This window comes from Streptomyces sp. NPDC001492 (assembly GCF_053597275.1).
In genome coordinates this window covers 151,986-163,138 of sequence record NZ_JBSFHW010000007.1, presented here as the reverse complement: position 1 = coordinate 163,138, position 11,153 = coordinate 151,986, and the positions used below count along the sequence as shown (strand labels likewise).

Below are 11,153 nucleotides of genomic sequence, written 5' to 3'. Positions count from 1 at the left end.
GTGTGTCGGTGAGGTCAGGTCAGCGGGTCGAGGAACGTCAGGACGGAGGCGTCCTCCTCGATCAGCGGGGCGAGTGCGGCGTTGAAGGGGGCGCCGTACGGCTGCTTCAGATGCGCCTGGAAGGCGTCCTCGTCGCGGTACACCTCGAAGATCCAGAAGGCGCGCGGGCCGGCAGCCTTGGTGTAGGCGTCGAAGGCGAGGTTGCCTTCCTCCTCACGGACCTTCTCGGCGTACTCCCGCAGCAGACGGGCGACTTCGCCCTCCGCTCCCTCGCGGGCGGTGAACTCGGCGAACAGGGTCTTGGTCACAGCGATCCCTCTCCTTGCGTTGTCGTGGAATGTCAGGCGGGTGTTCAGGGCTGGGCCAGCTCGCTCTGCCACGGCGGGTTGGGGCCCGCGACCGCGCAGGTCAGGGCCGCGACCCGGGTGGCGAACGCACAGGCCTCGGCCACGGCGGCCAGGTCCAGCTCCCCGAGCCGGCCGCCGAGGAGGCCGCGGGCGCCGAGGTGGTGCAGCAGACCGGCCGTGAAGGAGTCCCCCGCCCCGACCGTGTCGACCACCCGCGTGGCGACCGCGGGGACCTGGATCCGTTCGCCGTCGAGGGAGGCCAGGGCCCCCTCGGCGCCGCGCGTGATCACGACGAGCCGCGCGCCGGCGGTGTGCCAGATGTCGCAGGCCTTCTCGGGGGGTGTGTCCGGCAGCAGGAGCGCCAGGTCGTCCTCGCTCAGCCGCAGGACGTCCGCGAGGGCGCACCAGTGCTCCAGCCGGGAGCGGTAGACCTCGGGGCGCACCAGCAGCGGCCGTACGTTGGGGTCGATGCTGATGGTGGTGCGGGGAGCGGCGGCCGCCAGGAAGTCCTCCACCACGGCGGCGCCGGGCTCGCGTACCAGCGCGAGGGAACCGGTGTGCAGACAGGCCGTTTCGGACAGGTCCACCCTTGCCAGTTCCGGTGGGGTCCACTGCCAGTCGGCCGTGTTCTGGGCGTGGAAGGAGAACGCGGCCTGCCCCAGGGCGTCCAGTTCCGCGACCGCCAGGGTGCTGGGCTCGGCGGCCTCGACGGCGTGGGACAGGTCCACTCCGGAGGCTTCCAGACGCTCCCGGAAGAGCCGGCCGAACACGTCACCGGAGAGCCGGGCGAGGAAGCGGGCCGGGGTGCCCAGCCGGGCCAGCGCCACGGCCGTGTTCGCAGGTCCGCCGCCGGGCAGCACGCGCAGCGCGAGCTCGTGCGGGGCGCTCGCCGGTTCGGTGAAGGCGTCCGCGACGCACTCTCCCAGGACGGTGATCTGACGCGGGCTCATGGGCTGGCCTTCTTTCCGGCTGCTTTCCGGCTGGATTCCTGCTGCGTTCCGGCTGCGGACCTGCAGCGGAGGGGACGTTGCCGATTTGTGACGAGTGCAAGGCATTGACGTTGCCGCGAGCCGGAGTCCATCATCCTCGCCATGCGGTGTCAACGTTGACATAAGTCAACGATGACACTGGGCAACACCGGGCAACATGCGCACACGCTCTGATGCCGACCCCGCCGCTCGCTATCCCGCAGGAGTCGTTCATGTTTCGCACCACTCGTCTGTCACCCACCCTCGTCAGAGCCGCTGCGGTCACGGGCATCGCGGCCCTCACCCTGACGGCCTGCGGTTCCGGCTCCGGGTCGAGTTCCACCAGCGCCGGTTCCGGCAAGGTCAAGGTCGGTCTGATCACCAAGACCGACACCAACCCGTTCTTCGTGAAGATGAAGGAGGGCGCGGAGAAGGCCGCCAAGCAGGACGGCGTCCAGCTGATGACCGCCGCGGGCAAGTTCGACGGGGACAACGCCGGACAGGTCACCGCCATCGAGAACATGGTCGCCGCCGGGGTGAAGGGCATCCTGATCACCCCGAGCGACTCCAAGGCGATCGTGCCCGCGGTCCAGAAGGCCCGCGCCAAGGGCGTCCTGGTCATCGCCCTGGACACCCCGACCGAGCCGCAGAGCGCGGTCGACGCCCTCTTCGCCACCAACAACTTCAACGCCGGCAAGCTGATCGGCGAGTACGCCAAGGCCGCCATGAAGGGCAAGACGGCCAAGATAGCCACCCTCGACCTGGCGCCCGGCGTCTCCGTCGGCGTGCTGCGGCACAACGGCTTCCTCAAGGGCTTCGGCGCCACCGACAAGGACGTCGTCTGCGCCCAGGACACCGGTGGCGACCAGGCCAAGGGCCAGACCGCCATGGAGAACTGTCTGCAGAAGTCGCCCGGCATCAACCTCGTCTACACGATCAACGAGCCGGCGGCGCTGGGCGCTTACACCGCGCTGAAGGCCAAGGGGCGGGAGAAGGACGTACTGATCGTCTCCGTCGACGGTGGCTGCACCGGCACCCAGGCGGTCAAGGACGGCAAGATCGCCGCCACTTCGCAGCAGTACCCGCTGAAGATGGCGTCGCAGGGTGTCCAGGCCGTCGTGGACTACGCCAAGAACGGCAAGAAGGCGTCCGGTTACACCGACACCGGCGTCAACCTGATCACCGACAAGGCGCAGGCGGGGGTCACGTCCAAGGACACCGGGTTCGGTCTGCAGAACTGCTGGGGGTAAGCGCTGCGGGGTTGTGCCGCGATGCGCCGTCTTTCGTCTGCGGCGACGTCGTGGCTGGTCGCGCAGTTCCCGGCGCCCCTTTAGGGGCGCTGTCGAGCCGCAGCGGTCGACGCCCGCCCCGCTGGACGCGCTCCCAAGACCGTACGACACAACTCTTTTCTCAGCGGGGCGGCCGCCCCACCCCCCTCCCCGACCCGGGGCGGCCGCCCCCTCGGTCCTCCCACAAGGACTTCTGTCTTCCGACAAGGACTTCGCATGACTGCCACGACCACGCCCCCGGGCACGTCCTCGCCGTATGCCGAACTCAAGGCGCCGACCACGCTGCGCAGGCTGCTCACGGCACCGACCACCGGCCCTCTGGTCGCCCTCCTCCTGGCCTGCGCCTTCTTCTCGATCTCGACCGACCAGTTCCTCACCGGCGGGAACTTCTCGCTGATCGTCCAGCAGGTCATGGTCGTCGGCACCCTCGCCATCGGCCAGACCCTGATCATCCTCACCGCGGGCATCGACCTGTCGTGCGGTGCCGTGATGGCCTTCGGCAGCATCGTGATCGCCAAGATGGCCGCGGCCGGCACCCTGCCGCCGCTTGTCGCCATCGCCCTGGGCATCGCCGTATGCGCCGGATTCGGCCTGCTCAACGGACTGTTGGTGCAGAAGATCCCGCTGCCGCCGTTCATCGTCACGCTCGGCATGCTCAACGTGGCGTTCGCGCTGACCCACATCTACTCCAACGAACAGACCATCACCAACCTGCCCGGCCCGCTGACCGCTCTCGGCCAGACCTTCCCGCTCGGCCACACCGACATCACGTACGGCTCGCTGGTCACCATCGCCCTGTTCCTGCTGCTCGCCTACGCGCTGAGCAACACCAGCTGGGGCCGGCACGTCTACGCCCTGGGCAACAGCCAGGAAGCCGCCCGCCTCAACGGCATCCGTACCTCCCGCCTGACCATCGGCATCTACGCCGTCGCGGGCCTGCTCTACGGCATCGCCGCCCTGCTGCTCATCTCCCGCACCGGAGTCGGCGACCCGCAGGCGGGCCAGACCGACAACCTCGACAGCATCACCGCCGTCGTCCTCGGCGGCACCAGCCTCTTCGGCGGACGCGGCTCGGTCCTGGGCACCTTCATCGGCGTCCTGATCGTCGGTGTGTTCCGCAACGGCCTGCAGCTGATGGGCGTCGCCTCCATCTACCAGACCCTGATCACCGGCGTGCTGGTGATCCTCGCGGTGACCGTCGACCAGATCTCCCGGAAGAAGGCACGATGACCGCCACCTCCTCCCCCACTCCCGTGCTGCAGGCCCGCGGTCTGGTCAAGCGCTACGGCCATGTCACCGCCATCGACGGCGCCGACTTCGACCTGCTGCCCGGCGAGGTGCTCGCCGTCATCGGCGACAACGGCGCCGGCAAGACCAGCCTCATCAAGGCGCTCACCGGCGCGCTGGTCCCCGACGCGGGCGAGATACGGCTCAACGGCAAGCCCATCACCTTCTCCGGCCCGCAGAGCGCCCGCGCCCACGGCATCGAGACCGTCTACCAGGATCTCGCCGTGGCCGCCTCCATGGACATCGCCTCGAACATGTTCCTCGGCCGCGAACTGCGCCGTCCCGGTGTCCTCGGCAGTGTCTTCCGCATGCTCGACAAGAAGCGCATGCGTGAGGAGGCCTCCGAGCACATGGCCGACCTGAAGATCGGCCTGCGCTCACTGACCCAGGCCGTCGAGACGCTCTCCGGCGGGCAGCGGCAGGCCGTCGCGGTCGCCCGTTCCGTCGCCTGGGCCGGCAGCGTCGTCGTCATGGACGAACCGACCGCCGCGCTCGGCGTCAAGGAGTCCGGCCAGGTCCTCGACCTGATCCGGCGCGTCCGCGACAAGGGCATGCCGGTGGTCCTGATCAGCCACAACATGCCGCATGTCTTCGAGATCGCCGACCGGATCCATGTCCACCGGCTCGGCAAGCGTGCCGCTGTGATCAAGCCCTCCGACTACTCCATGGCGGAGGTCGTCGCCATCATGACCGGCGCGCTCACCGTCGATTCGGCCGGAGGTACCGTCGTAGCGGACTCCGAGGCCGCGAAGGCTGCCGGGGTCCAGGCCACCTGACAACACGACCCAGCTCCCGCATGTTCCGGCCGAGGCCGCGGCCGGAAACCGGGAGCTGACAGGAGACGTTCCTCCATGGCTGCGAGCCGCCGTCCCACCCTGGCCGACGTCGCCCGGGAAGTAGGTGTCAGTGCCAAGACGGTTTCCCGGGTCCTCAACGAGGACGGTCCCGTGTCGCCCCGGACCAGGGAGCAGGTCCTCGCCGCGGTCGCCGAACTCGGCTTCCAGCCGAACCTCATGGCCCGCAACATCCGCGTCGGCGGCCCGGACACCACCATCGGCCTGGTCATCCCCGACCTCGCCAACCCCTTCTTCGGAGCCGTGGCCCGCGCCATAGAGGACACGGTCGGCGAACGCGGACTGACGCTGCTCATGGGCTCCTCCGCGGACGACCCCGGCCGGGAACGGGCCCTGACGGACAAGTTCCTGGCCCGGCGCGTCAGCATCCTGATGATCGTGCCGTCCGTGGGTGCCGACCACTCCCACCTCAAGAGCCACCGCGCGGCGGGGCTGCCCGTGGTCTTCCTCGACCGTCCGGGAGTGGGCCTGTCCACGGACAGCATCGTCAGCTCCAACCGTGCGGGCACCCGTGACGGCGTCGCCCATCTGATCGCCCACGGCCACCGCCGGATCGGTTTCATCGGCGACCTGCCCCTGAAGCTGTACACCCGCCGCGAGCGACTGGCCGGATACCGTACGGCCCTTCAGGATGCCGGTCTCGTCTACGACCGCTCGCTGGTCACCAACGCCCACGACCAGCCGGCGGCCGCGGCCGCGACCGCCCAGCTGCTCGCCCTGCCCGATCCGCCCACGGCCCTGTTCGCCGGCAACAACATGGTCGCGCTCGGCATGGTCGCCGAACTCGCCCGCAGCGGGCGGAAGAACGTCGCCGTGGTCGCCTTCGACGACGTACCGCTCGCCGAGGCGCTCGAACCGGCCCTGACCGTGGTGGCCCAGGATCCCGAGGAGATCGGCAGATCGGCCGCGGGTATAGCGCTGGCGCGTCTCGACGGTGACCGCTCCCGTGCGCGCACCGTCACCGTCCCGACCCGGCTGATCGTCCGCGGGTCGGGCGAACGCCCTGCCCCCGCGCTGCGAGAAGCCTGACACCGACGGGAGTCGATCCCCCTGTCTACGGCTCCGTCACCGGGGCGCCCGCTCCCGGAGTGATCAGTCCCGTCTCATAGGCCACGACGACGGCTTGGGCGCGGTCACGCAGACGGAGTTTGGCCAGGATCCGGGACACGTGGGTCTTCACGGTGGTTTCGCTCAGGTGGAAGCGTGCGGCGAGTTCGGCGTTGCTCCGGCCGCTGCCGAGTGCATGGAGGACCTCCAGCTCACGGGGGGTGAGGACGGACAGGTCCCGGTGCAGGGCGGCGGTCTCGGCGGCGCGGGAGACGAAGCGTTCGACGAGACGTCGGGTGATGGCCGGAGCGAGCAGCGCGTCACCGGAGCGGGCCAGGCGGACGGCGGCGACCAGGTGTTCGGGGGTGACGTCCTTGAGGAGGAAGCCGCTCGCCCCCGCGGTGAGTGCGGCATAGACGTAGCGGTCGAGGTCGAACGTGGTCAGGATCAGGACACGCGGCGGATCGGGCACGAGCCCCGAGAGGATGCGGCGCGTCGCTTCCAGGCCGTCGGTACCGGGCATCCGGACGTCCATGAGGACCAGGTCGGGGCGGGTGCGGTGGACCGCCTCGATCGCCTCGTCCCCGTCGGAGGCCTCGGCGACGACGTCGATGCCGTCCGCCGCCAGGATCAGGCCGAAGCCGGTGCGGACCAGCGCCTGATCGTCGGCGATCACCACGCGCGGCGGCTGGGTCACAAGGGCTCCTCGACCGGTATGACGGCGTGCACCCGGAAGCCGCCGGTGGGGTGTTCGCCCGCCTTGAGGGTGCCTCCGTAGACGGCGAGCCGTTCGCGCAGGCCGATCAGTCCGCGGCCGGCGCCGGGACCGGCCAGTGCCTCGGAGGTGCCGCCGGTGTCGGACACGTCGATGTGCACGGCGCCGTCGGCATGGTCGACGGCGATGCGCACCCGGGCGCCGGCAGCGTGTTTGACGGTGTTGGTCAGCGCCTCCTGCACCACGCGGTACGCGGCCAGGTCGGCACCGGCGGGAAGGGGCAACGGGGTTCCGGTGACGGCCAGTTCGACGGGGACACCGGTTTCGCGCAGGCGGTCGATGAGGGCAGGGACCTGGCCGAGGCCCGGTTGCGGCGCCAGGTCGGCCTCGGTGGCATGGTCGGGGCCGTCGTCGGCCATGGTGAGCAGGCCCATGACGTGCCGCAGTTCGGCCATGGCGGTGCGCCCGCCGGCCTCCACGGCCAGCAGTGCCTCGCGGGCCCGGTCGGGCGCGGAGTCCATCACCTTGCGTGCCGCCCCCGCCTGGATCACCATCACGCTCACATTGTGGGTGACGACGTCGTGCAACTCACGTGCGATCCGGGAGCGTTCGCGGTCGACCGCAAGCCTCGTGGCGGTCTCGTGCTCCTCCTGCAGGACGCGCAGGCGCTGCTTCCAGGTGTGGATCGCGTTGGCTCCGAGCCCTACGCCGAGCAGCACGAGGAACGGCACCAGACCGGGGGCGAAGGACGGGAAGTTCTCGTCGTGGAACACGGCGAGCAGGCCGGCGCCGACCACCAGGCTCGTGAGCGCGCGGGCGCGGTGGGGGCTGTACACGGCGGCGCTGTAGGCGGCGACCGCACAGGACAGGAACGTGTACACGGTCGTGTTGTTGCTGCCCAGGCTGTGGTTGAACATCAGGCTCGTGCCGATCACGGCCCAGAACGCGGCCAGCGGATACCTGCGGCGCACCATCAGCGGCACAGCGGTCAGCGCGCCCAGCACCAACTGCCAGGCATGGACGGCCTCAAGGTGCTGCAGCACACCCGGCGGCGGAAGGGGAGCGACCGGCGGGGTGGCCGGCGTCGGCACCGGCGGCGTCGTGGGCACCACGACCGGCGGCACCGGCACGGCGCCGTTGCCCTGCCCGAGGGCGGCGCCCAGCGTGCAGCCGGCCAGGACACAGGCGAGGATCGCGTCGGCGGCCCACATCCAGCGGGTCGGACGGGGCAGCGGGCTGCGGTGCCGCAGCGCCGCGACAGCCGTCCGCCACCGCTTGACGATCTCCGCCCGATCAGCCCCACCCATGCGATCAGTGTGGCAAGCCCCGGACCCGGCCACATCCCTCCTGCTGCGGACGGGTGCTACATCCCGCGCGTACATCTCAGGGATGACGCGACCGGCGGGGTCGTCCAGGAACGGCAGACCGTCTCGCCATCGCAGGCGACGCCCCGGGCACGGCCCGGCCCCTACCTTCGGGCCGAACCGTCAACCACCGGCCCATGGAGGCATCGTGGCAGCGACCGCGCCCGTCATCGACATCCGCGAGGTGACCCGGACGTACGGGGAGGGGCCGCCGGCTCTCGCCGACGTGACACTGAGCGTGCGTGCCGGAGAGGCACTCGCCGTGCTGGGGCCGTCCGGCAGCGGCAAGTCGACGCTGCTGAATCTGATCGCCGGACTCGACCGGCCGAGCGCGGGCGGCGTCACGGTCGGCGGACTGCGGGTGGACGGGCTGAGCGAGGCCGCGTCGGCGCGGTACCGGCGGGCGAAGATCGGCATGGTCTTCCAGTTCTTCAACCTCCTGGACGACCTGACGGTCACCGACAATGTGCTGCTGCCCGCCCAGTTGGCGGGCCTGCCCCGGGCCGAAGCCCGCCGGCGTGCCGCCGGGCTGCTGGAGTACCTCCGTATCGACGGGTTCGCCGGCGCGTACCCCGGCAGGCTGTCCGGCGGGGAGCGTCAACGGGTCGCGGTCGCCCGGGCCCTGATGAACCGTCCGGCCCTGCTGCTGGCCGACGAGCCCACCGGCGCCCTGGACACCGCCTCCGGCGAGGACGTCCGGGAACTGCTGGCCGAACTCAACGCGGAAGGCCAGACGATCATCCTGGTCACCCACGACCTGGGCCTTGCCGAGTCATGCGCGACCCGGACCGTGGAACTGGTCGACGGCCGGATCGTACGGGACACCGAGCACGCTGTGACGGTGGCCCGATGAGCGCCCTCGGCGGGGTGAGCGCTCTTGGCCGCGTGGTGCGCGCCGGAGTCGCACGGCGGCGCGTGCAGACCGTGGTGATGGTCCTGACCACACTCATGGCCGTCACGGCGTCGGTGCTCGCCGCCGGACTGCTCGTCGCGGCCCGGGCGCCCTTCGACCACGCCTTCGCCAAGCAGCGGGGCGCCCATCTGACCGCGCAGTTCGACGGGACGAAGGTGACGGCCCCCCAGCTCGCGGCAAGCGCCCGCGCCTCGGGTGTGATCGCCGCCGCGGGCCCGTTCCGGACCCTTTCGCTACGGCCGCGCACGGCGTCGCGCTCGGACGTGCTTCCGGCCGGTGTCGATCTGCCGCCGCTCACCGTTGTCGGCCGGACGGATGCCGCGGGCCGCGTCGACGGGCTCAGCCTTGTCACGGGCACCTGGGCCACCCGGCCCGGCCAGATCGTGGTGGCCTACGGCGGACTGCCCGTGGAACCGGGCGCACGCCTGACGTTCCGCGCCGCGCCGGGCAGTCCCACGCTGACCGTGGTCGGCCTCGCCCGCTCGGTGACCGGCACCGCGGATGCCTGGGTGGCTCCCGCGCAGGCCGAGGCACTGACCACGAAGGGCAGCCCACCCACGTACGAGATGCTCTATCGCTTCCGCCACGCGGGTACGGACGGGCAGGTGTCCGCCGACCGTGCCGCGATCGCCGCGGCGATGCCGAAGGGCGCGCTGACCGGGTCCGCCTCCTATCTGACCGTCAGGCAGCACCAGACCGCCAACACCATGGCGTTCGTGCCCTTCCTGGCCGCTTTCAGTGTCCTCGGACTGATCCTGTCCGTCCTGGTCATCGGCATCGTGGTCAGCGGCGCCGTCGGCGCGGCGACCCGGCGCATCGGCATCCTCAAGTCCCTCGGCTTCACCCCGGCGCAGGTCGTACGGGCCTACGTCGGACAGGCCCTGATCCCGGCGACCGTCGGCTGCGCGCTCGGGCTGGTGCTGGGCAATCTGCTGGCCATTCCTGTGCTCGGTGACGTCGGCAGGGCCTTCGACGGCCCTTCGGCGTCCATTCCCTTGTGGATCGACGCCGTTGTGCCTGTCGCAGCCCTCGCCCTGGTAGCCGGTGCCGCTCTGGTGCCCGCGCTGCGGGCCGGCAGGCTGCGCACCGTGGAGGCGATCATCGTGGGGCGGACACCGGGCGCAGGCCGGGGGCACCTGGCCCGCCGGCTGACGGGACGGCTGCCGTTGCCGCGCGCGGTCGGCCTCGGGCTGGCGAACCCCTTTGCCCGCCCGGCGCGTTCCGCGACGACGGCTGCCGCGGTCGCCTTCGGCGCCGCCACCGTCACCTTCGGGGTGGGGCTCGCCCTGACGCTCGGGGCCGTCCAGTCGGGCCGCATGCTCGATTCGGCCGGTTCGGTCGTGGTGGAGGCCGGCGGCGGACAGGCCCCGCCCGGAGCCCAGGCGGTCCCCGCCGGCGGCGGCCCCGGCACCCGGCGGGCCGACCCGGCAGCGGTCGCCGCCGCGCTCCGCGCACAGCACGGCACCCGCCGCTTCTACGGCACGGCCCAGGCGGAGGTCGACGTGCCCGGGATCACCGGCGCCACCACCGTGGTGGCCTACCAGGGCGACGCGGTGTGGGCCGCTCCCCAGATGGTCTCGGGCCACTGGCTCGACGGCCCGGGCCAGGCGGTGGTCACCACCCGGTTTCTGAAGGCCGCCGGAATCCGGGTCGGAGACACAGTGACCTTGACGGAGCAGGGGCGGAAGACCTCGGTACGGATCGTCGGCGAGGCGTTCTTCACCGTGGGCCAGGGCATGGAACTCCTCACCCGGACCTCGACCCTCGCGGCACTGGGACTCGACGCGCAACCGGGCCGGTACGCCGTGCAGACGCAACCCGGCACGGATCTGACGCACTACCTCACCTCGCTGAACGCCGCACTGGACCCGATCGGTGCCATGGCGCAGGCCAACACCGGCCAGGCATCCGATGTCATCGTGACCATGGACGCCCTGGTCGGGATGCTCACCCTGATGCTGGTCGCGGTCGCGGGCCTGGGCGTACTCAACACGGTCGTCCTCGACACCCGCGACCGCGTCCACGACCTCGGCGTTCTCAAGGCCCTGGGCATGACCCCGCGCCAGACCGTGACCATGGTCATCACCTCGGTCGCCGCAATCGGTCTGCCGGCCGGCGCGACGGCGGTCCCGGTGGGGGTGGCCCTGCACCGGTACGTCACACCGCTCATGGGCCGGGCCGTCGGTATGACCCTGCCGACGTCGGACATCGCGGTCTACCACGCGCCGCAGCTGGCCCTGCTCGCGCTCGGCGGGCTGGTCATCGCGGTGGCAGGGGCCTTGCTGCCGGCGGGCTGGGCCGCGCGGAAGGACACGGCCGGCGCATTGCGGAGCGAGTGAGGCGAGCCGAGCCGCCAAGATGGCGAACTG

Annotated in this window: 10 protein-coding genes; 6 read left to right on the top strand and 4 right to left on the bottom strand. The window is 71.2% G+C overall.

Annotated elements, in window-relative coordinates; translation table 11 throughout:
• Positions 1–14: 14 nt before the first annotated feature.
• Together ACWC1K_RS11940 and ACWC1K_RS11935 are read right to left on the bottom strand one after the other, a co-directional pair.
• Complete coding sequence (locus ACWC1K_RS11940; RefSeq protein WP_450830589.1) at positions 15–308, bottom strand: putative quinol monooxygenase; 294 nt, start codon at positions 306–308, stop codon at positions 15–17.
• 44 nt (positions 309–352) lie between these two features.
• On the bottom strand, positions 353–1,297 hold the full coding sequence (locus tag ACWC1K_RS11935; RefSeq protein ID WP_450830587.1) for a carbohydrate kinase family protein: 945 nt from the start codon (positions 1,295–1,297) through the stop codon (positions 353–355).
• Between the two features lie 251 nt (positions 1,298–1,548).
• Between ACWC1K_RS11935 and ACWC1K_RS11930 the strand changes: the two genes are divergently transcribed.
• The 4 genes from ACWC1K_RS11930 to ACWC1K_RS11915 all read left to right on the top strand — a co-directional run bounded on the left by ACWC1K_RS11930 (position 1,549) and on the right by ACWC1K_RS11915 (position 5,774).
• Positions 1,549–2,565, top strand: a complete 1,017-nt coding sequence (locus tag ACWC1K_RS11930) for a substrate-binding domain-containing protein (RefSeq protein ID WP_450830585.1) — start codon at positions 1,549–1,551, stop codon at positions 2,563–2,565.
• Between the two features lie 255 nt (positions 2,566–2,820).
• Positions 2,821–3,834 carry an ABC transporter permease gene (locus ACWC1K_RS11925; RefSeq protein WP_450830584.1) on the top strand — a complete coding sequence of 338 codons (1,014 nt, stop codon included), beginning with the start codon at positions 2,821–2,823 and terminating at the stop codon, positions 3,832–3,834.
• Positions 3,831–4,667 carry an ATP-binding cassette domain-containing protein gene (locus ACWC1K_RS11920; RefSeq protein ID WP_450830582.1) on the top strand — a complete coding sequence of 279 codons (837 nt, stop codon included), beginning with the start codon at positions 3,831–3,833 and terminating at the stop codon, positions 4,665–4,667. The genes ACWC1K_RS11925 and ACWC1K_RS11920 overlap by 4 nt, the downstream gene beginning before the upstream one ends.
• 75 nt (positions 4,668–4,742) lie before the next feature.
• Positions 4,743–5,774, top strand: coding sequence for a LacI family DNA-binding transcriptional regulator (locus ACWC1K_RS11915; protein WP_450830580.1), 1,032 nt, complete (start codon positions 4,743–4,745; stop codon positions 5,772–5,774).
• Between the two features lie 25 nt (positions 5,775–5,799).
• Here ACWC1K_RS11915 and ACWC1K_RS11910 read toward each other — a convergent pair whose 3' ends face one another.
• On the bottom strand, positions 5,800–6,489 hold the full coding sequence (locus ACWC1K_RS11910) for a response regulator (protein ID WP_450830579.1): 690 nt from the start codon (positions 6,487–6,489) through the stop codon (positions 5,800–5,802).
• Positions 6,486–7,814 carry a sensor histidine kinase gene (locus ACWC1K_RS11905; RefSeq protein ID WP_450830577.1) on the bottom strand — a complete coding sequence of 443 codons (1,329 nt, stop codon included), beginning with the start codon at positions 7,812–7,814 and terminating at the stop codon, positions 6,486–6,488. Before ACWC1K_RS11905 ends, ACWC1K_RS11910 begins: the two co-directional genes overlap by 4 nt.
• Positions 7,815–8,019: 205 nt before the next feature.
• On the opposite strand from ACWC1K_RS11905, the gene ACWC1K_RS11900 reads away from it, so the two are divergent.
• Both ACWC1K_RS11900 and ACWC1K_RS11895 read left to right on the top strand, forming a co-directional pair.
• Positions 8,020–8,724 carry an ABC transporter ATP-binding protein gene (locus ACWC1K_RS11900; RefSeq protein WP_450830575.1) on the top strand — a complete coding sequence of 235 codons (705 nt, stop codon included), beginning with the start codon at positions 8,020–8,022 and terminating at the stop codon, positions 8,722–8,724.
• On the top strand, positions 8,721–11,123 hold the full coding sequence (locus ACWC1K_RS11895) for an FtsX-like permease family protein (RefSeq protein ID WP_450830573.1): 2,403 nt from the start codon (positions 8,721–8,723) through the stop codon (positions 11,121–11,123). Before ACWC1K_RS11900 ends, ACWC1K_RS11895 begins: the two co-directional genes overlap by 4 nt.
• The last annotated feature ends 30 nt before the right edge of the window (positions 11,124–11,153 follow it).